This is a genomic window from Acetobacter fallax (genome assembly GCF_011516735.1).
GTDB lineage: Bacteria > Pseudomonadota > Alphaproteobacteria > Acetobacterales > Acetobacteraceae > Acetobacter > Acetobacter fallax.
In genome coordinates, this window is record NZ_WOSX01000018.1 from 37,247 (window position 1) to 57,371 (window position 20,125).

Sequence of the window (20,125 nt, forward strand, 5' to 3'; positions counted from 1 at the left end):
GACAGGATACCTTATTTCAGCCGGAAGGTAGTTCTTCCCCTGTTTCACACATATGCCACATGCCGCCTGATGATCTGCAAGAATTGTCTCTGTCGTCTTTGTCTGATCACGCGAATGTGTAAAGCGATCCCGGTATGTGTCGTGAGATAGATAGGGTGACCTTTCAGAAAAGAAAAACAATGGTGGTCACAATGCTTTTTTTCCAGACCAGAAATATTCTGTTGCTTTTGTAGCAGGATCGTGTGCGCCAATAGTATAAATAATAACGGTTAATCCGTTTTGTTCCTTGCCTCAACAGAGACATCCGGAAAGGGTGCCGCATGCATATCCTGATTCTTGGAAACATGGGTTATGTAGGATCAGCTGTTAGCCAATACATGCGTGACAGGTTCCCTGATGCGCGTTTGTCCGGTTTTGACAGTGCATTATTCGCACATTGTCTGACTGGTAATGGCCGGGTGCCGGAGACGTTTCTTGATGAACAGCTTTTTGGTGATGTACGGGATCTGACGCCTGCATTTTTCGGAGGTGTGGATGCCGTAATTTATCTTGCTGCGATTTCAAACGATCCGATGGGAAAGCAATTTGCTCATCTGACGGATACGGTGAACAGAGCATGCTGCATTCTGGCGGCCGATCTGGCGGCAAAAGCGGGTGTAAAACATTTTGTGCTGGCATCGAGTTGCAGTGTTTATGGCGCGGCGTCAGGTCTCGCCAGAACCGAACATGACGATGTCAATCCTCTGACGGCATACGCCAGATCCAAGGTGGCTGCGGAAGAACAACTGGCGCAGATAAAATCTGAAAAAATGGCCATATCCTGCCTTCGTTTCGCGACGGCATGCGGATTTTCCGGTCGTCTTCGGCTTGACCTTGTGCTGAACGATTTTGTTGCGGCTGCGCTGGGATCGGGCAGGATATCAGTGCTGAGTGACGGAACGCCATGGCGTCCTTTGATTGATGTAAGAGATATGGCTCGCATCATGGAGTGGGCAATAACAAGATCAGGCGAGCATTTTCTTGTAGTAAATGCAGGAATAAATCGTGGGAATTATACGGTAAAAGAGCTTGCAGAAGCCGTGGCCGATGCTGTTCCGGGCACTGAAGTCCATATCAATCATGACGCGCAGCCAGACAAAAGGTCTTACAAGGTCGATTTTTCGCTGCTCGAACGACTGGCACCGGAACATCTTCCGCGGATATCGCTTTCCGAAACAATTAACGGTCTCGTAGATGGAATACGGAAATCCGGCATTCTGCGATCTGGTCAGCCACCAGAAAGTCTGATCAGACTTCGCACTCTCACCGGTTTTATCGGTGCGGGCATACTCGACGAAGAACTGCGATGGACGGCTCCGGACGAGTTCATTCACTAAAACAGCAGTCTTCTCTGCCTGTTATTTGTAATCATAACCAGGGATATCGAGATGAAAGCAGTCATTCTTTCCGGAGGGTATGGTACCCGTCTCATGGAGGAAACTGAAGCACGTCCTAAGCCGATGGTTGAGATCGGCGGAAAGCCAATACTTTGGCATATCATGAAAATCTATGCCAATTACGGTATAAACGACTTTGTTATCCCTCTTGGATACAAAGCAGACATGATAAAACGATATTTTGTAGAATATTATACAAATTCGTCAGATATCGAAGTTGATCTTTCCTCCAATACTGTGACTACACTCAGAAAAAATACAGATCAGTGGAAAGTTACACTTGTTGATACGGGCATCGATACGATGACGGGTGGTCGCCTGTTGCGGCTGAAAGATCATCTCCGGGATGGAGATTTTTGCCTGACCTATGGCGATGGTGTCACTGATCTTAATATTGCCGACACCATTCGTTTTCATCAGTCGCATGGCAAAATCAGTACCGTGACTGCCGTAAGTCCTCCAGCCCGCTTTGGCTCGCTGGACATTCGTGATGGTAAAGTCATGGAATTCCATGAAAAACCTGAAGGGAAAGGACTTGTAAATGGTGGCTTTTTTGTGCTTTCTCCTGGCGTATTCGATTACTTAGAGGACGACACGACAGTTTTTGAACGTGGGCCGCTTGAAAAGCTGGCGGAGGACAAAGAACTGATGGCCATTGCACATGAAGGGTTCTGGTATTCGATGGATACGCTTCGTGATAAACGCCACCTGGATCAGCTCTGGACCGCAGGACAAGCGCCATGGAAGGTATGGTAGCCCGCCGCTGTCTCCATATGTTCCGGCAAGCCGCCTTTGCGGGACACGGTCTGTTCAGAAGGCCGCATGAGTTGGTTTATGTGTTTTCCGGATGGCGCTTCAGAAGTGCAATAACCTCGTCCCATTCCGGAGCTGCCTGAGCCGCTCCCGTGCGTGTTGTCGCAAGTGCTCCGCACGCGGCGGCAATCCGCGTGGCCTCTGCCAGGCTGTGCCCCTGAGCCAGGCCAGTTGCCAGACCAGCATTGAAGCAATCCCCTGCGGCAACGGTGTCGAGAGGGATAACAGGGAAAGGAGAAACGAAACCACCTGTCATTTCATCCTGCCACCAGACACCCTTTGCTCCCATTTTCACCACAGCGGTTTTAACACCACGATTAAGCAATAAAGCTGCTGCCCGGGCAGCGTCTTGCGGAGTTTCCGGATTTACTCCGGTAAGGGCAAATGTCTCACCCTCGTTAGGAGTAATAACGTCAATTAACCCCCACAATTCTTCGGGTAAGTCACCTTCAGGTGCCGGGGCCGGATCAAGCACCACATGCGCTCCGGAATGCCTGGCACGTCTTGCCGCAGCGAGAACAGTTGCCAGCGGGATTTCAAGCTGAAGCAGCAAAACTGATGCTTCTGAAAAGAGATTGTCGGTGCGCACAATATCCGTAGCATCCACGGCCATGTTCGCGCCCCCGGCAACAGTAATGCTATTCTCTCCGGTTTGCTGATCCACTACGATAAGCGCCAGTCCGGTAGGAAAATTCGGATCGTTCAGCAGGCCAGAAAGATCAACTCCAAATCTGGCAAGTTCTTCGCGCGCCTGTGTGCCGAACGCATCAACGCCAACGCGCCCGATCAGGGCCGAACGAAGCGGGAGTGATCGGGCGAGCCGTGCTGCCGCTGCTGCCTGGTTTCCTCCTTTGCCGCCCAGGCCGATGCAGTAACTTTCAGCATGCACAGTCTCGCCTGGAAGCGGAAGATGACGTGCTCGTGCAGTCACATCGACATTTACACTTCCGAATGAAAGTATCAGGGGCAATGCATCCGACATATCCGACCATCCTCGTCATTAAGATAGTCAGTCTCTTATCAGCAAATCTTAGCTGTCAGAACTGTGCCGTCAGTCCACCGGGAAGTCGCTTTTGAATTCTGCGACCTGCTGTTTCGCGGAGTTCAGGATCTGTGCGCAGGTCGCCGCTCTGCAAAGGATGAAACGCTTGTAGAAATGCGGTGCAACATGAGCATTAGAGCGTGATGTGTTGATTCTGAATCCGATGGGTGCAGCGTGTTCGTCGGAGCGGCAGTGTTGCCCCCGATAAAACTGGTGGCAGCAAACCGCGACGGCTTGCTGGTGCGCATCGGGACAGGCTGATCCGGCAATGCGTCACGCACGATTTTACCTTGCGCGGCCTGGTTGGGGAACCGGGCGACCGCGGCCTCAGGGCTGACTACCGCTCAGTCCGGACGTTCGTCCACGACGAGAAGCTCAGCTTCAAAAAACGCTCGGGGCCGCGGAGCAGGATCGTCCGGATGTCGCGCGGCAGCGGACACAATGGCAACGGCACCAACATCTGAAAGGCCGCGCAAAGGAACTCACCATCGGACAGGGCAAACGACTGACCGTCTCATCATGAGCGCAATGTCACGTATAACAGGTCAGCAGTCTCTGTTCTTCAAAGCTATCAGGCCCATCAAATCACGTTCTTTCAGAACGTCAGAAAAGATGCATGCGTTTTCTGCATGCCATGATACTGTTGCTCCCGGGAGGAAATGGATGAACGACGAGACGACAGGCCAGGGCACTCCGCCCCAATCTCACGCTGATGATCATTCCAAAGCGTATAATGACGCCGAAATCAGCGGAAAAACAGCTTCAGTGGCACAGAATGATGCGGCTGTGCTGCCTCACGCGGAAGATGGCCACGCTGACCCGGTTATCCCCGTTGCCCCTGCTCCGGTCACGGTTCAGTCCCCCACCTCTGACAGTAATGTTATGGATCGCTCCGGCGTGAAAGAACTGGTGCAGATGGTGGGTGCGATGACATTTGTCACGCTTCTGATCGCTGTTGGCTGGCATGCCGCTCACTATTCCGGCGCGTGGCCCTACTGAGCCATCAGCGTCACTGGTGCCGTAAGGTCACAACCAGAACATCCCGAAAAGCCGGTCGGGACGGATCGACAGGCTGAATCGATGTCACGCCGTGGAAGACCTGATTGTCATCTACAAAAGCTGCATCCAGAGGCGCTGAGAGCATAAAGCTCCCCACCTCCTTCCCACGCAGATCGTGAATGGTCGTGTCACCACTTGCGACATTCTCACGCCTGACCATCACCACCAGAACCCAGTCCACACCGTCCCGATGTAACCCTTCCGGCGTCGGATGGCCCGCACCATTCTCCCGTGCTTCAATACGAAACTGATGCACCTCGGCATGCCAGATGTCCGGCCGCTCTTTCTCAGGCGTCAGGTCTGTCGCCAGCCGCCGGGTCACAGACAGAACCGCATGCATCACCGGATGCGCGCCAATCCCACGTTCCACGGGCTCAAACCATCGCTCAATACCGCCGTTGAGCGCATTGTAGTCGCGGCTCTGATAATGTGGCTGATGGCGCTTCCGGATGATCGCGTCCTGCGTCAGCGCAAAACTGGCGTAGCGGCGCCGTCGATAACGTCCGCCATCAGCCATGTAGCGGTCTACCCCAAGCCGTTCCCAGCTCGTAGCAAATCCGTCCCAGTCCGACATTCCGAAGGCTTCAAGCAGTGGGCGCATCTGCTCCGAACAGATACGGGCAAAATGAGTCTCGCGGGTCTCGTTCTCAATCGTGTCGAGAACGGAGATCGCAAAAGAATTTTCATTTTCCATCATGCCCGTCTCCCGGCGCTTTTCCGGTAGCCTTATCACCGGATTTATCGCCATCAGCCTGCGCCGCATCCGGCTGTTCCGCAACTGGCGCATCCTCATTCGCAGGCACACCTCCTGGTCCACCATGCGTCTCTGTCGCAACGTTCAGCGCGGTACCCGGAGCCGAGGCCGTGTAAGACGTCGGCGTAAAGAACAGAATACCAGCTTTGGCCATCGGATGAGCAATGCGCTTATAAAATTCGCGCTGAACCTTCCATTTCATCATCGCGGCCGTCCTGATCGATCCAATGATAACGGAGCCGTTGCCATCAGTATTATCCACGCCGAGATCGTTGTAGCCGGAATAGATGATGCCTCTGAACGCCTCTTCACCACGCATCTGATCAACAGCCTCCGACATGATCTTCACAACACGTGACACATCCTCCGACAGATCCACGGTCTGCCTGATAATGATCTGATTGAAGTCCCGTCCGGTATTCGCAATCGATGTCACAGACGAGAACGGAATGATGTGCAGATCGCCGTTGATCGCCCGGACACGGACGGTTCTGATCGACAGATGCTCAACCGTACCTGCTACCCCGCCAGTCGTCACCCAGTCACCAACCTGAATCGCATCTTCAACCAGCATGAAGAAGCCGGTGATGAAATCCTTCACCAGACTCTGCGAACCGAACGCAAGCGCGGCACCCATGATTCCGGCACCGGTCAGCAGCGGCGTGACATTGATTCCAATCTGCGAAAGTGATGTCACCGTCACGATGATGATAATGGCAGCTCTCAGAACCGTGCGGATAATCGGCAGAACCGTCTTCAGTCGCGTCGCTCTCGTTTCCTGTGCGGACGTCGAGTAACGCTCCAGCTGACGATTCAGCATGGCATTGATCACTTCCCAGATCGTGACAGCAACAGTCACCGCAACCGCGACCGTCACAGCTGCTCCGAGCAGACGGGAACCCAGCCGGTTCGAGAAGAAAAAATGGAAGCTGTCGAGACCCCATGCCTCCGTCAACGCAAGAAAACTGACGAAGGTAATGATCGCCGTCAGCGCGCCCCGAACAAACGGGTAATAGACATCCGCGCGCTTCTGAAAATCGGGGCGACGTTTCACCAGTTCCGGATTGAGACGGAACAGCCGATCCTGTGCACCATAGGCCAGTACAGCAAGCAGACGCGACAGGGCAATGATGACAATAGTCAGCGCCGTCGTACGCAAAATCCAGTCATATCCGCCGCGCAGATGCACTGCCCATACAACCCACAGTGCCGCGTCCAGGAACAGAGCCGGAATCCACCAGACACGGGCAAGCGCGAGCATGAAAGACCAGAAGGCACTCTTCGCCGCCTGCCGTTTTGGTTCCAGTGCGCGCGCCACGACGGGACGCAGACGCCAGATAAAGACCGCGATCAGAATGTGCTCGACAAGCACAACCGCCCGGATCATCGCCGCTGTACCGCGGTCAGACAGATCGAACTCACCGCCCAGAACCGACAGGCAGACAACAATCGACGGACCCGCAACAAGAATGTTCCACCAGCGCGTCAGCATCCACGCCGTCGAATCTCCGACAGGCATAAGACGAATTGCGGGGGAGCGTGGTGCAATGCCGGTCTCAAGAAAAATGAACAGGCCCCGCGCAGCCGCATAGGCCAGCGCCAGTGTCTCCGTGACTGTCGCAGCTTCCGTCGTATTCGTCGCAAAAGCCGACCCCGCAAATGCAATGCCGAGGAAGGCTGCTACCGGAAGAAGTTTCAGACCCAGATGCATCAGTGCATAGGGAACACGCGCAAGAAACCGCAGCGTCTCAATCTGCCGCCGCTGATCGTCAGCACGCGTTTCCAGAGTCTCGACCTCTTCCTGCGGTGCCCCGGAAGCCTCAGCAGCTTTCGCATCCTGTGAAGCCGCCTCTGTCGTGGCAGAAGCCGATGTACCGGCATCGGGTGAAATTCCATCCGGCGTCGTCCCGCTGCGGTGCGCCACTCTCCGGGCACCAATGGCTTCTTCGCGAGCAATCGCAGCGTCAGTGACGCGATGAAGCAGCTTGCGGAGAAAAAGGGCCACACCCCATTCCGCAAGCATCGCCGCGCCGACAATCATGAGAGCCCGTGTAAAGGCTCCGATCAGCACATCACGTGTTTGCGGGTTATTGATCTCATGCTGAAACCAGGTGCCGACCGTGCGAAGATCCTTAAACAGAGCAAGGAAATTCTGGAGATAGCTGGCCACATCGGTTCTTATGGCGGACAGCCCGGAAGAAAAATCGCTGTGCAGAACGACCGTGTTCGGAGCGATCGCAGCTTTTGCCGGCGCAGCAGCAGGCGCGGGAGCCGCCGGCGTGGCCTGCATTCCACGTGCCATAAGCGACAGATCATGCGTAAATGTCTCGCGCTGCTTCGGATCATTCAGAACATTGAGAAGTTCCTGAGCCTCTTTTGGGGACAGAGCAGATGTCCCCGCAGCCGGTGTATCCGCGCCCCGTGCGCTTCCGCATCCCCCGGCAAGCGACAGCAGAACAAAGCCCGAAAGCACCCAGATGGCAGCAAGACGCCGACACCACCCCCGGGAATGCGCATCAGAAAACACAGCGCCTCCTTTTGATGATGTTGTCCGGCCTGTCCTGTTCATCGTCATCTCGTCTGCTCCGTCCTCAGTTCTTCCCATCACAGGGATTCCTCCCGCCACTCAGAGGATATGCCGGGAAACTGTCTGGTTTTGTTCGATATTAAAGCCCTCCGGGACGCCGTGAAGGCCGGAAGGCGTGAGACGTTCCGCTCAGTAGCGCCGGTTAAATTGCACAATCCGCTGCCGCCGCACCACCAGAGTGCTGGCAACCATGTCATGCAATCCCTGCTTTTTTGGTGTGAAAGCCACCATCAGAACGCCAATCAGCAGAAATGGAAAGGAAATATAGGATTTAACAACGTTGCGTACCAGAGACCGCAGAAGCGAGATCCGCCTGCCATCAAGGTCGCAGACCTGCAATCCCAGAATCCATTTGCCGATCGTGCCACGCAATGTCGATGCCTCAAGTAAAATCGAATATGCCAGCGGCAACAAAAGGAATAACGGACTGCTGCCCGAAGTATCGATATGAGGATGAGGGAAGGGAACGGAATAAAAGAAATCCGTCGTGCGATACGCCACCTCATAAGACGGCGTGTCCCCCCCAGGAACCTCGATTGTATCGAACCTCACGGAAGGAACAGCCAGCACCTGCAGAAGAAAACCTGCCACAGTCACCAGCATCCCGTCGATCAGCGCCGCTGCGGTCCGGACCCAGAATCCCGCATACCCCAGAACACGCTGCTCATCGCCAGACCAGGCGCCACCCGGCTGCCTGCCCGGATCACCCGACCAGCCACTCTGGCCCCAGCCCGGAGGGAGGGAATTCGACATTACGCATAATCCTTCCGGCAAACCACAGCCGCGTCAGTCACCGAAAACCATCAGCTCCGGTATGAGCCGTTAATGTCGATGTAACCATGTGTCAGGTCACAGCTCCACATCGTGGCCTTCCCGTCGTCCAGTCCGAGATCAACCGAAACGTCAATTTCGCGTCCCTTCATATGCTCAACAACAGGCGCCTCGTCATACCCTTCGACAACCGTGCCATCCCGCGCAATCGTCACACCGCCGATCGCCACCGCCAGCCGGTCGCGATCCGCCGGCTCACCACTTTTGCCGACAGCCATCACAACCCGGCCCCAGTTCGCATCCTCACCAGCGACAGCCGTCTTGACCAGAGGGGAATTGGCAATCGCCTTCGCCACTTCACGTGCCGACGCATCCGAAACCGCCCCGTTCACCGTGATTTTAATCTGCTTGCTGGCCCCTTCACCATCGCGCACCACCATCAGCGCCAGATCAAGCAGCAGCGCGTTCAGTGCGTTGCGGAATTCCGCCAGCGCCGGATCATCAGCATTGCTGATAGTCCGGTTGCCAGCGTAGCCCGTCGCAAACAGCAAAACCATGTCGGACGTCGAGGTATCGGAATCTACCGTGATCGCATTGAAGCTGCCCGAGACTCCCTTCGTCAGCAGCGCCTGAAGCACGGAAGCCGGAAGCGCCGCATCCGTCGCCACAAACCCCAGCATCGTCGCCATGTCCGGCGCAATCATGCCGCTGCCTTTGGCGATGCCCTGAATCGTTACGGACACACCGTCAATTTCAACCTTCCGCACCGCCGCCTTGGGAAACGTGTCCGTGGTCATGATGCCGCGTGCGGCGTCTTCCCAGCCCGTCTCCGACAATGACGCATGCAGCGCCGGCAAGGCTTTCGTAATCAGGTCCGCTGACAGCACCTCACCAATCACACCCGTCGAAGCCAGAAAAACCTCCTGCGGAGCACAGCCCGCAAGCCCGGCTTCCGCATCGGCCGTGAGGCGACATGTTTCCACTCCGGCCCGTCCGGTGAAGACATTCGCATTGCCCGCATTCACCACCAGCGCCCTCGCCGATCCGCCTTTCAGCGCGGCACGTGACCAGTCAACCGGCGCACCCGGACATTTTGACTGCGTGAACACGCCCGCCACGGTCGTGCCCTCCACAAATTCCGCAACAACAAGATCGGTGCGTCCCTGATAACGAATGCCAGCCGCTACAGCGCCGAGGCGCACGCCGGGGACGACGCCAAGCGCCGGAAGCGGGGAGGCGAGGGGAGAAACAGGCAGCGATTTAGCCATCGGTGCAGACTTCTTTCATGTTGTTGCGGGAAGCAATTGCCGGATGAAGTATGGCGATCCCGAAACCTGCTTCGTCCAATACAGGAAAAGGGGCGCCGTAACGACGCCCCTCATCCATGATCTGTCCAGGGACAGAGGCCGCGACAGCACGCCGTGGCAGACTCTCCGGAGTCTTACTTCTTCGGCGCGGCAGCCGGTGCGCCGGGCATCGCTGGCTGAGCATTATCCGGAATTGCCTTGCCGTCAGGCCCGTAGCGGACGATCTTCACCTGAGACGTCGCCTTTTCCACTGCTGCACGGACATCCTGCTGGATCAGTTGCTGGCGGATCTTGTCCTTGACCTCGTCTTCCTTCGGAACCGCAGCCGTCCGGATGTCCAGAACCTGAATGACATGATAGCCGAACTGGCTTTTCACCGGCGTTTCGCTGAACGTATTCGGCTTCATCGCAAAGGCTGCGTCCGAGAAGACCGGAACCATGTCACCTTTCTTGAACCAGCCCAGATCACCGCCATTGTTCCTGGCGCTGCCCTTGTCGATCGACAGCTTTTCCGCCAGCGGGCCAAAAGCATCGCCAGCCTTGAGTTTTTTGATCACGTCCTGAGCTTCGGCCTCGGTCTTTACGAGGATATGGCGAGCATGGACTTCCTTCTCAGGCGCCTTGTTCGCATAGTTCTTCAGGTAGTAATCATGGATGGCCGCATCGGTAAGTTGCGGCGTCACCTGGCGTGACAGCCATGCTGTCTGCAAAGCATTATTCGCCGCCGTATCCATCGCTGCTTTTACCTCAGGGTCTGCCTGGAGATTAGCCTTATGCGCAACGATCTGAATCGCCTTCTGGTCGACTGCCTGATTGACCAGCATCGGGAAAATCATGTTCGGGGGCAGCTGACGAAGCTGAGCAGGCATGTTCGATGCTGACTGGCGAATCTCGCCAAGCGTGATCTTGCCACCATCAACCGTCGCCACCACAAGGTTCGGATCAGCCGGAGCCTCCGCCGCAGGTGCGCCTGCGGGTGCCGCCGCGCTCGCCACAGGCGCGGACGCCGCAGGCGCTGCAAACGCACCGGAGGAAGAAAGGAGAGTCGATGTAAGCAGGGCCGCCGTCGCGAGGATGGAAGCCGGGCTGGTAAACCGCATGAGAAATAAACCCTGAGTTTCTGAGCGGGGCGCATCATGGCTGACACATCAAACGCCCGCAAGGGCTGGCGCGCAGCAATTCGTCCGCCGAAATCCGCTTCATATGCGTCAGGCAGAATCAGCAGATGGCAGCCGTTTTGGGCTGTGTCGGTTGACCCGGAGCATCGCCGGCCTTATCTCAGTCACCGCACGCGACCGGTTTTTGTCCTTCCGGCCTGAGTCTCTCCTGACCTCGGCCGATGTCTCCGGGTAAGGGAGGCATTAGTGGAGTCAGGCGCCGGTCAGGGAGCGTGCTGTTCCGGAAAGGTATTCATGCTCGCCTCGCTCGCCCGCGCCCTGTTCGGCACCTCCAATGACCGTTCGCTCAAGGCCTTCCAGCGCCGCGTGCCCCAGATTAATGCGCTTGAGCCTGCGGTCGCCGCACTCGATGACACCGCGCTCGCGCATAAAACAATCGAATTCCGCGAGCGTCTGGCAAAGGGTGAAACCCTCGACGGGTTGCTTCCCGAAGCTTTCGCCGTCTGCCGCGAAGCCTCAAAGCGTGTCCTGGGCATGCGCCATTTTGACGTCCAGCTCATCGGTGGAATGGTGCTTCACGCCGGAAAGATCGCTGAAATGCGAACGGGCGAAGGCAAAACCCTCGTCGCAACTCTGGCCGTGTATCTGAATGCACTCTCCCGCAAAGGCGTGCACGTCGTCACAGTGAACGATTATCTTGCTCGCCGTGACGCCGAAGAAATGAGCAGGCTCTACAGTTTCCTCGGTCTGACCACCGGCGTAATCGTGCCAAATCTGCCGGACGAAGCCCGCCGCGCGGCCTATGCCGCCGATATAACCTACGGCACGAACAACGAATTCGGCTTCGATTATCTGCGCGACAACATGAAATACCGCCTGGATGAGATGGTCCAGCGGCCTTTCAGTCACGCCATCGTCGATGAAGTCGATTCGATCCTGATCGATGAAGCCCGCACGCCGCTTATCATCTCCGGACCGGCAGAAGGCGACACGGAACTCTATAACAGCGTTGATGCCGTCGTTGCCGAACTGGTCAAAGATCCGTCGAACTACGACAAGGACGAAAAACTCCGCACCGTTATCCTCACAGAGGAAGGGTCGGACCATGTCGAGGAACTGCTCCGCAACGCCGGCCTGCTGGAAAACGGAGGCCTCTATGACGTGCATAACGTGGCCGCTGTTCACCACGTCCAGCAATCCCTTCGTGCTCACACTCTGTTCGCACGGGACGTGGATTACATCGTCCGGAACGAAAAGGTCGTTATTATCGACGAATTCACCGGGCGCATGATGGATGGCCGGCGTTATTCCGATGGCCTCCACCAGGCTCTGGAAGCCAAGGAACATGTCGAGGTTCAGCAGGAAAACCAGACGCTGGCATCGATTACCTTCCAGAATTATTTCCGCCTCTACCCCAAGCTGTCCGGCATGACCGGCACGGCCATGACCGAAGCCGACGAGTTTGCGGAAATCTATAAGCTCGACGTCATCGAAATCCCGACAAATCTCCCGGTCGCCCGTAAAGATGAGGACGACGAGATTTACCTGAACGAAGAACAGAAATTTCAGGCTGTCGGAACGCTCGTTGAGGAAATACACAAAAACGGCCAGCCAATTCTTGTAGGCACAACATCGGTCGAAAAAAGCGAGGCCCTCTCGGCAGCGCTCAGGGCACGTGGAATCCCGCACAACGTGCTGAACGCCCGCTTCCATGAAATGGAAGCCACCATCGTCGCCCAGGCCGGTGCCCCCGGCGCGATCACGATCGCCACAAACATGGCCGGACGTGGCACCGACATCAAACTCGGTGGCAACGTCGAGATGCGCATCCAGCAGGAACTGGCTCACATCACCGATCCCGCCGAACGTGAAGCCGCCGAAGCCGCGATGCGTGAGGAAGTGGCCCGCAATCAGGTCATCGTCAAAGCCGCTGGCGGCCTCTACGTCATTGGCACCGAACGTCACGAGAGCCGCCGCATCGACAATCAGCTCCGTGGCCGCGCCGGTCGGCAGGGCGACCCGGGTAATTCACGCTTTTTCGTCTCGCTTCAGGATGATCTGATGCGCATTTTCGGGTCCGAACGGATGACCGGAATGCTACAGAAGATGGGCATGCAGGACGGCGAGGCCATCGTTCACCCCTGGCTGAACAAGGCTCTGGAACGCGCCCAGAAAAAAGTCGAATCCCGCAACTTCGACATGCGCAAGAACACACTGAAATATGACGATGTCATGAATGATCAGCGCAAGGAGGTTTACGCCCAGCGCCGTGAATTCATGACCGAGGACGATGTTGCCGCTATCGTCAACGACATGCGCGAAGAACTGATCCTCGCTCTCGTCGATCAGCGTATCCCCGAAAAAGCCTTCGCCGAACAATGGCTGAGTGCCGAACTGAGTGAAGATCTCCATCGCGTGCTGAACCTCGATCTGCCGATCGCGGAGTGGGCAAAAGAAGACGGGATGGACCGTGAACAGGTTGCCGCCCGCATCGAGGACGCCGCTGCCCAGGCCCAGGCCGTGCGTACAGCCAATTTCGGCCCGGACATGATGCGGTATCTCGAAAAGCAGATCCTGCTCACCACGTTCGATTCAGTCTGGAAAGAACATCTCCACGCGCTCGATCAGCTCCGCCAGGGTATCGGCCTGCGTGCATACGGTCAGAAAGATCCGCTGAACGAGTACAAGCACGAAGCTTTCCAGCTCTTCAATGTGATGCTGGGCGAAATGCGCGAGCGTGTCGTTTCCACGCTTACCCGCGTCGAGGTCGCTCCGCCTCTCGAATTCAATCCGTTCGAAGGCGTCGGTGAATTCCACCCCGATCCGGGAGTGCCCGGCCTCGCCTCCGAGCCGGCACATTATACGCAGACACCCGTTTCCGTTTCTTCCGAACCTGTCAGCTCCGGCGCCATTCTGCCGGATGATCCGTCAAGCTGGGGTGAGACCCCGCGTAACGCGGCCTGTCCATGCGGGTCCGGAAAAAAATTCAAACATTGTCATGGCAGCCACACCTGACCGGAACGGCCTGGAAACCGGCACCGGAAAGGAATGACCCAGGCAGTCGCGGACAAGACATAAGGGAGCTGCCCGGAAAAGTCCGGGCTCCCGGCTTTATCCGGGCGGCGGGTTCTTCGCCGCCCTGTTGCATCATGCAGAGTCCGGTCCCGCACCGGCGCAGAACAGAGAGATAACGAGGGCGGCATGGCTGGCCATTCACAGTTTAAAAACATCATGCACCGCAAAGGTGCCCAGGACGCCAAACGCGCGAAGCAGTTCGCCAAGGTGATCCGCGAAATCACCGTGTCCGCACGATCCGGTCTTCCTGATCCGACGGCAAATCCCCGTCTCCGCGCCGCGATCTCGGCCGCCCGCGAAGTCAATATGCCAAAAGACACGGTCGAGCGCGCCATTAAAAAGGCAACCGGCACAGCCGGCGGTGATGACTACTCAGAAGTCCGTTACGAAGGATACGGTCCGGCCGGCGTTGCCGTAATTGTTGAGGCCCTGACCGATAACCGTAATCGTACAGCGTCTGACGTAAGGGCAGCTTTCTCGAAATATGGTGGTTCCCTTGGGGAGACGAATTCTGTTTCCTTCATGTTCAGCCGCGTCGGCGTCATCACTTATCCCGCCAGAACGGCCTCAGAAGACGACATGCTGGAAGCAGCGATCGAGGCAGGCGCCGAAAACGTCGTTTCTACAGATGAAACTCACGAAATCACCTGTGCAGTGGAGTCCTTCTTCGCCGTTCGGGATGCTCTCGAAAGCCATTTCGGCGAGCCCGAAAGTGCTAAACTTGACTGGCGTCCGGAAAACACCGTTCCGCTCGACGAAGACAAGGCCCGCACAGTGCTGAAACTTCTTGACGTGCTGGAAGACAGTGATGACGTCCAGAATGTCTATGCCAATTTCGATCTGCCGGAAGACGTCGCCGCCGCTCTTTCAGCATAAAAAGCCTTCAGCTCTCCGGAAAACCGGAGGGCTGATCATGTTGCCGGGAATAAACTCAGATCTTGTAAAATTATTGCCGGACGTTCAGAGCATCGGCTGAACGCGCGATCTTTCTTCAGGGTCGCCGCGCGGTCAGCAGCAGATGCAGCCCGCAATCCGACATCACCTCATGAGCCGCAATCGTCGCATCGCGTTCCAGAAATGCCTCCTCATCGCGTTTCATCGCCTCTTCACACCCGGTTCTTCCCAGCACTGCCCCGCTTGCGACCAGGCCCCGGCAGGCAATATCTACAAATCCCGCTTGCGAAAACGCATCCATCAGGCTCCGACGATCATATAAATGCAGCCGTGTGGTCACTCCACCAGACGTAAATGATCCCTCTCTGGTCTCAAGAACCTGCTCCGCCTTTTCCTCCTGTTGTGTCTGGAGAAATTCCGAAACGAGAGCGAGCAGAGAGTCGACCATCACTGCAATCTGCCCCTCTGGCGTAAGCCAGTCGAAGAAACGCGAGATCATCCTTTCCTGATTCACACAGTACTGGAGAGACCCGATCGCAATCACCAGATCTGCCGATCCTGCCGGCACGAAGACATCCTCCATATTTCCCGGAACAGTCGTGAACCGTGATCCCAGATCCTTCGCCTCAAGGCAGGCAAGCATTCCCGGCGCATTTTCAATGCCTTTGACATCGTGACCAGCAGCAAGAAAACGCTCACACCAGCGTCCTGTCCCGCAACCCGCATCAATGATTCGGGTCCGCTCAGGTAATGTCAGGCTGCTGACTGCCCGCCAGCCAAGAATGTCATATGCCCGGCGACACGGACTTGAGAGAAAACTCTCATCGAAAGCCCGTGCTTCTTTCGAGTAGCTTTTCTTCTGCAATGCATCACGCAGCATCGGAGTCTATCTCCTCCCGCACTCCGGCAAGATGCGCCAGCATCCGCCGAATGAGCATCAGACCCACATCGTTCTGCCAGAGCCAGAGTCCATTGACCTGTCCCGAAAAGCTGCGTTCGCCGCCCATTTCAGCCGGTGGTCGGTAACCACAGGCCAGACCGATCCCAAAAAGCCCCGGAATCTCTCTGCCAGAGGCATCCATGACTCCGCACGACCCGTTCACCAGCGGCCCGTCATCTTCGAAACCGGCAAGCGGAATGACCGCTCCGGTCTGATCACGAACAGTCACGCCAGCGGGGCGATAGCCGAGACACGCAATGACAAGATCGGCTTCTTCAAGAAGCTGCCACGCCTTTTCATCCTGCGCGTCATCCAGACGATGCAGGGTCACACGTGGCTCCGGCTCTGCATCTCCCACACCAAGCAACCGCCGCGCCAGCATGCGGGACTCAAAACGAAACCCGCCAAATCGATGCACAAACCCGCTCAGTGGACAGATATCCGTATCGTCGAACACATCATAACCATCCTCAAGCGCCGCATCCCGGCCCGGATAAAACAGAGTGACCGGACGTCTGTGCAGAATAACAATCTCCACCGGCGGATCATGATCTTCCAGCGCGATCAGAATCTGCCGGGCGCAGGACATCGCACTCGTCGAGCCACCGGCAATTACGACGCGTGGTCTCTCAGACTTTTCCAGAACCCCGATCGTGCGGGCGAAACCTGCATGGCTGAGAAATTCATCCGACTGAATCAGCTTTGCATCGCAACGCGGCAAAAGTGCCTCGCCGCCAACCGGAATGCCGAGCAGGCGCTCACGCTTCTGCGTCGCACCCGTTGCCACCAGAACACTGCCGGCCCGGACAGCTTCTGCCTCACCAGTCTGCCTGTCGCGCAGCCCGGCGCACCATGAACCGCCCACATCTTTCCTGAGCCACTCAACCTCGGTGTTCATCGCCACACGACCACCCGGCGTTCGGGCGATCAACTCCGCCATCACAGCTCCGACCTCAGCCATAAGCCGCCCCGCCAGTTCCAGCGAAACACAGTCCGGCCCGCGAGCGCTGATTTCCTGCGCCAGAGGCGTCTCTGCCAGTGCGACCAGTTCCGGCACCGGAGACTCCCGCACACAGGATAGAAACGTATCCGCCGAACTGTCCGAGGAAATCACGTAATTCCCCAGCCGCCCCGCGCCCGGCACGTAATCACGATCAACAAGCAGCACCCCGGCCGCAAGCACCTCAGGAAGCAGGCCGTTCTTCGCTGCGGCCAGTAATGGAGCAAGCCCGGCAGGTCCGGCCCCGATGATCACCAGGCCGAACTCAGCCTTTGCGACGCCGGCCATCAGGCTGCCACCCGCGACATCGAAGCGGGGACCAGCACATTCTCCAGAGCCTGGCACACCGTCCCGACCATCTCCATCGTCATGTCGGTCCAGAGCGGCAGTGACATGACGCGTCGCGACACATTCTCCGTGACAGTCAGGTCATCCGCTTCACAAAGCCCCGAAAAATAGGGCTGCTCCATCAGATGAGGAGAAAAATACGCTCCCGTTCCGATCCCCTGCGACGAAAGCTGTTCCCGGACCGCATTACGGCAACATCCCTCCGGAAGCAGAACCGGCATAAACTGATAGGAACGCCGATGCCCGCGCGGTTTCTGCATTTCAAAATCGATCGGAAGAGTGCGGAAATAACAGTCCGCAAGCGCGGACCGCCGCGTCGCTACATCCTCCATTGTCGTCAGGCAGGCCAGAGCGATTGCCGCCGAAAACTCCGTCATCTTGGAATTGAGTCCAGGAATCGTCGCAGTGCGCGGCTCACCGAAACCAAAATTACCCATCACACGAAGCACAGCAATATGGTCAGGATTGCCACTGTATATCACGCCACCTTCGCCAATCCCGAAAGTTTTGGTGGCATGCATCGAAAATACGATCGGATGCGCAAAACCTGACCCGAAGCCAATGCCATTTTCATCAAGCGCACCAAGAGACGCCGCCGCATCCACCACGATTCCGGCCCCGGTCTCCTCATGCAGTGCCGCATAGTGCGCGAGATCAATGCTGTTTCCAAACGTGGCGTAGGGTACGATCAGATCAATTGAATCACCGTATTTTTCAATCATTCTGCGTTCGGAAACCGGACAGGCTGCCCATGTCGCCGGGTCGATGTCACAAAACAGAGGTGTATAACCCGCCCAGATCGCCGCGTGAGCCGCCGCCGCGAAAGTAAAGGCCGGCATGAGTGCATACCTTTGCGAAACAGAGCAGGTTCTTCTCCTTCCGGCCATTTTCATCGCAATCATCAGACCAATGGTCGCATTGCAGACGGTCAGGCATGATCCCTGACCACCAAAATACAAACCCTGCAATCTGTCCTCGAAAAGGGTATTTTTCGGTCCATAATTACTATGGATTCCCATTTGTTCGATTTCGAGAAAACTATCCATAAGTGTCAGACAGGAAGGTGTCTTCACAGAAATAAACGGTATCATGCCTGCGACATCCTTATTGCCGCTACGATTACTGAAAATCAGAGCGGACATGACTTAAAGCTGATAAAAACCGGGGAATATTTCAATAGATGACACTCTATAAAACAAAACCGATGAGGGATTCAAAAAGTAACAAATATGTGAATAATGAGACACATATGCTTAAAAGTTACACAATATTAATGTTTAAACGAGGCATTCTCACGTTTGGGGCCTCAGTCAGCCCCGGTCACCTCGCACAAGAAATTGTCGCGCCCCTGAAACGACCCCTTATTGAAGAATACTCTGGATTGATTCGCAAAAAATGCCGTGCTCCCATGCATTGGAACGCATCGCACTCATACACTTCAGACAGGATGAAGCCGGACCATGAAATACGCTGTCATTTTCAAGGTCTGGCGATGGGATTCCGCGGTCGAAAATAATTTTCGGCTGTGCCGGAACTTTTCCGCAGGAGCCGATTTCTTCATCCTTTATGACCGGACCAATGGAATGGACGACATTCCGGAAAATATCCGTTCCGAAGAGCGTATTTTTTTCGTCAGTTCAGAAGATGCAACCGATCTCGGTCTTTCAGGCAGTCATGAAGGAGGCGTGAATCTGTTCTGGTATAATGCGGATTACCAGCACAGCCTCTTCTGTCTGAAATATCCTGATTATGACTTCATGTGTTTCGTCGAAAGCGATGTCGCCGTTTTCACACCTCTTCACGCAATCCTCAAAAAGATGTCAAAGCAATGTATCGACGTCATTTTTCAGCCCCAGACACAGCCTGCGGCATTGTGGAGCCATGCCGACAGCTGTGCCGGTTACTACAATCCGGAAACTTACATTAATAAAGGCCTGTTCTGCATATCGTTCTTCTCCCGGCGAGCCGTGCTGCATATCTTTAGAAGACGCCTGAACATGACAGTGCAGCAGCGACGCGAAAACCTCAGTTCCTGGCCTGTCTCCGAGGCCGCGATGGCGCACGAACCGATCATGGCGGGAATGCGCACCGCCTCTCTCGGTACGTTCTGTCCGGCCCTGTCCCATTACGACTGGTCGCCGCCATACGCGGTTTCCGAGCTCGGTGGCATGCAGGGTGACAATATCGTTCATCCTGTGACCGAAATAAATAAAAATTTCATGGAAAAGAACTTTCGTCAGGATTACCACTCTCTCTGGTCCGGAGAGGAAGTGGAAACCGGTCTTTCCCGCCAGCGTGCCAGTGAAATACGCGATTTTGAAGTCTGGTCCCGCCTGTTCAACTCCCCCCATGTCCGACATCCCGGCACGCAGGCCACACTCATACTCCAGGATGTATTGTCATTGGCCGGACACCCGGTCACCGGGATTCTGCACGGCCAGAACAGCCTCGCACATGACCGGATTCAGGCTCGCCACACCACACAGGCAGGTTTTCCGAAGAATTTCTTTTCAGATCTGCCTGGCTGGGACGATAACCATGCCTATGAAATGGGTATGGCCGATGTTGTCACCCTCACAGGCCCGTTCGCAGAAGGAGCGCGTGTTCTGATCGGCGCCCGGGATAACAGTATTCTTCAGAAATTGCATATCGACGTGAAAGGCAGGAGTTGTGGACTATCTCATCCCGTTCCGGTGTATGTTTTTCGGGGCATGATTTTTTACGGATTCGATGTTCCGGCATCCTGCGAGACCATCAGGATCATCGCTCTGCATCATCTGAGATTGTTCAGCCTCCGCGTCAGTGACGGAAGCTGGCCCGATGAAATCACGTCCACAAACACAGCCCGCCAGTCTGTAGCCCGCCAGTCTGCCCGCATCAGAGCGGTATAAAGCCGTGTGTCGCCCGGATCGCACGTCTCCGGATACGGATCTGCCTTTCAGAATTTCTCCCCTGGACAGTCACCGCCCGGAAAGGTCTTG

The 20,125-nt window shown here is 56.1% G+C and carries 16 protein-coding genes and 1 pseudogene; 7 read left to right on the top strand and 10 right to left on the bottom strand.

From position 1 onward, the window contains the following. The first annotated feature begins 320 nt into the window (after nt 1-320). Nucleotides 321-1,376, top strand: coding sequence for an NAD-dependent epimerase/dehydratase family protein (locus GOB85_RS10360; protein ID WP_173578053.1), 1,056 nt, complete (start codon nt 321-323; stop codon nt 1,374-1,376). A gap of 51 nt (nt 1,377-1,427) precedes the next feature. Next, nucleotides 1,428-2,192, top strand: coding sequence for a glucose-1-phosphate cytidylyltransferase (rfbF, locus tag GOB85_RS10365; protein ID WP_173578054.1), 765 nt, complete (start codon nt 1,428-1,430; stop codon nt 2,190-2,192). A 76-nt stretch (nt 2,193-2,268) separates the two neighbouring features. On the opposite strand, the gene GOB85_RS10370 is transcribed toward rfbF, so the two are convergent. Further along, nucleotides 2,269-3,231, bottom strand: a complete 963-nt coding sequence (locus tag GOB85_RS10370) for a ribokinase (RefSeq protein WP_173578055.1) — start codon at nt 3,229-3,231, stop codon at nt 2,269-2,271. Nucleotides 3,232-3,449: 218 nt separating this feature from the next. On the opposite strand from GOB85_RS10370, the pseudogene GOB85_RS10375 reads away from it, so the two are divergent. Further along, a pseudogene (locus tag GOB85_RS10375) lies at nt 3,450-3,787 on the top strand (IS630 family transposase); the annotation flags it as partial. A gap of 167 nt (nt 3,788-3,954) precedes the next feature. Then, nucleotides 3,955-4,290 carry a hypothetical protein gene (locus GOB85_RS10380; RefSeq protein ID WP_173578049.1) on the top strand — a complete coding sequence of 112 codons (336 nt, stop codon included), beginning with the start codon at nt 3,955-3,957 and terminating at the stop codon, nt 4,288-4,290. 10 nt (nt 4,291-4,300) lie between these two features. On the opposite strand, the gene GOB85_RS10385 is transcribed toward GOB85_RS10380, so the two are convergent. The 6 genes from GOB85_RS10385 to GOB85_RS10405 all read right to left on the bottom strand — a co-directional run bounded on the left by GOB85_RS10385 (nt 4,301) and on the right by GOB85_RS10405 (nt 10,869). Beyond that, nucleotides 4,301-5,047 carry a 2OG-Fe dioxygenase family protein gene (locus GOB85_RS10385; protein WP_173578057.1) on the bottom strand — a complete coding sequence of 249 codons (747 nt, stop codon included), beginning with the start codon at nt 5,045-5,047 and terminating at the stop codon, nt 4,301-4,303. Further along, entirely contained in the window at nt 5,034-7,709 is a 2,676-nt protein-coding gene (locus GOB85_RS10390; RefSeq protein ID WP_242011442.1) for a mechanosensitive ion channel domain-containing protein, read from the bottom strand. The genes GOB85_RS10385 and GOB85_RS10390 overlap by 14 nt, the downstream gene beginning before the upstream one ends. Before the next feature lie 111 nt (nt 7,710-7,820). Next, complete coding sequence (locus GOB85_RS10395; protein WP_173578058.1) at nt 7,821-8,444, bottom strand: RDD family protein; 624 nt, start codon at nt 8,442-8,444, stop codon at nt 7,821-7,823. A gap of 50 nt (nt 8,445-8,494) precedes the next feature. Then, the gene (argJ, locus tag GOB85_RS10400) at nt 8,495-9,730 is read right to left on the bottom strand and encodes a bifunctional glutamate N-acetyltransferase/amino-acid acetyltransferase ArgJ (protein WP_173578059.1); all 1,236 of its coding nucleotides are present in this window, start codon (nt 9,728-9,730) and stop codon (nt 8,495-8,497) included. Further along, nucleotides 9,723-9,848, bottom strand: a complete 126-nt coding sequence (locus GOB85_RS19600) for a hypothetical protein (protein WP_277875905.1) — start codon at nt 9,846-9,848, stop codon at nt 9,723-9,725. Before GOB85_RS19600 ends, argJ begins: the two co-directional genes overlap by 8 nt. A gap of 55 nt (nt 9,849-9,903) precedes the next feature. Next, the gene (locus tag GOB85_RS10405) at nt 9,904-10,869 is read right to left on the bottom strand and encodes a peptidylprolyl isomerase (RefSeq protein ID WP_173578060.1); all 966 of its coding nucleotides are present in this window, start codon (nt 10,867-10,869) and stop codon (nt 9,904-9,906) included. A gap of 312 nt (nt 10,870-11,181) precedes the next feature. On the opposite strand from GOB85_RS10405, the gene secA reads away from it, so the two are divergent. Next, on the top strand, nt 11,182-13,902 hold the full coding sequence (gene secA, locus GOB85_RS10410) for a preprotein translocase subunit SecA (RefSeq protein ID WP_173578061.1): 2,721 nt from the start codon (nt 11,182-11,184) through the stop codon (nt 13,900-13,902). Nucleotides 13,903-14,088: 186 nt separating this feature from the next. Continuing rightward, a complete protein-coding gene (locus GOB85_RS10415) occupies nt 14,089-14,838 on the top strand; it encodes a YebC/PmpR family DNA-binding transcriptional regulator (RefSeq protein WP_173578062.1) in 750 nt (249 codons plus the stop codon). A gap of 115 nt (nt 14,839-14,953) precedes the next feature. Here GOB85_RS10415 and GOB85_RS10420 read toward each other — a convergent pair whose 3' ends face one another. Genes GOB85_RS10420 through GOB85_RS10430 form a run of 3 tightly spaced genes read right to left on the bottom strand, consistent with a single transcriptional unit; the run spans nt 14,954 to nt 18,235 of the window. Continuing rightward, nucleotides 14,954-15,736, bottom strand: coding sequence for a class I SAM-dependent methyltransferase (locus GOB85_RS10420; protein WP_173578063.1), 783 nt, complete (start codon nt 15,734-15,736; stop codon nt 14,954-14,956). Then, nucleotides 15,726-17,141 (bottom strand): FAD-dependent oxidoreductase, encoded by a 1,416-nt coding sequence (locus tag GOB85_RS10425; protein ID WP_173578064.1) that lies wholly within the window; start codon nt 17,139-17,141, stop codon nt 15,726-15,728. The genes GOB85_RS10420 and GOB85_RS10425 overlap by 11 nt, the downstream gene beginning before the upstream one ends. Next, entirely contained in the window at nt 17,084-18,235 is a 1,152-nt protein-coding gene (locus tag GOB85_RS10430) for a DegT/DnrJ/EryC1/StrS family aminotransferase (protein WP_173578065.1), read from the bottom strand. The genes GOB85_RS10425 and GOB85_RS10430 overlap by 58 nt, the downstream gene beginning before the upstream one ends. A 369-nt stretch (nt 18,236-18,604) precedes the next feature. Here GOB85_RS10430 and GOB85_RS10435 point away from each other — a divergent pair, with 369 nt between their 5' ends. Next, nucleotides 18,605-20,035 (top strand): hypothetical protein, encoded by a 1,431-nt coding sequence (locus GOB85_RS10435; RefSeq protein WP_173578066.1) that lies wholly within the window; start codon nt 18,605-18,607, stop codon nt 20,033-20,035. Nucleotides 20,036-20,125 lie beyond the last annotated feature (90 nt).

Coding starts and splice junctions, on each gene's coding strand:
- GOB85_RS10395 (WP_173578058.1), bottom strand. CDS start 8,444: ATGTCGAATTCCCTCCCTCCGGGCTGGGGCCAGAGTGGCTGGTCGGGT.
- argJ (WP_173578059.1), bottom strand. CDS start 9,730: ATGGCTAAATCGCTGCCTGTTTCTCCCCTCGCCTCCCCGCTTCCGGCG.
- GOB85_RS10415 (WP_173578062.1), top strand. CDS start 14,089: ATGGCTGGCCATTCACAGTTTAAAAACATCATGCACCGCAAAGGTGCC.
- GOB85_RS10435 (WP_173578066.1), top strand. CDS start 18,605: ATGAAATACGCTGTCATTTTCAAGGTCTGGCGATGGGATTCCGCGGTC.
- GOB85_RS19600 (WP_277875905.1), bottom strand. CDS start 9,848: ATGGATGAGGGGCGTCGTTACGGCGCCCCTTTTCCTGTATTGGACGAA.
- GOB85_RS10380 (WP_173578049.1), top strand. CDS start 3,955: ATGAACGACGAGACGACAGGCCAGGGCACTCCGCCCCAATCTCACGCT.
- GOB85_RS10385 (WP_173578057.1), bottom strand. CDS start 5,047: ATGATGGAAAATGAAAATTCTTTTGCGATCTCCGTTCTCGACACGATT.
- secA (WP_173578061.1), top strand. CDS start 11,182: ATGCTCGCCTCGCTCGCCCGCGCCCTGTTCGGCACCTCCAATGACCGT.
- GOB85_RS10370 (WP_173578055.1), bottom strand. CDS start 3,231: ATGTCGGATGCATTGCCCCTGATACTTTCATTCGGAAGTGTAAATGTC.
- rfbF (WP_173578054.1), top strand. CDS start 1,428: ATGAAAGCAGTCATTCTTTCCGGAGGGTATGGTACCCGTCTCATGGAG.
- GOB85_RS10405 (WP_173578060.1), bottom strand. CDS start 10,869: ATGCGGTTTACCAGCCCGGCTTCCATCCTCGCGACGGCGGCCCTGCTT.
- GOB85_RS10420 (WP_173578063.1), bottom strand. CDS start 15,736: ATGCTGCGTGATGCATTGCAGAAGAAAAGCTACTCGAAAGAAGCACGG.
- GOB85_RS10360 (WP_173578053.1), top strand. CDS start 321: ATGCATATCCTGATTCTTGGAAACATGGGTTATGTAGGATCAGCTGTT.
- GOB85_RS10390 (WP_242011442.1), bottom strand. CDS start 7,709: ATGGGAAGAACTGAGGACGGAGCAGACGAGATGACGATGAACAGGACA.
- GOB85_RS10430 (WP_173578065.1), bottom strand. CDS start 18,235: ATGATACCGTTTATTTCTGTGAAGACACCTTCCTGTCTGACACTTATG.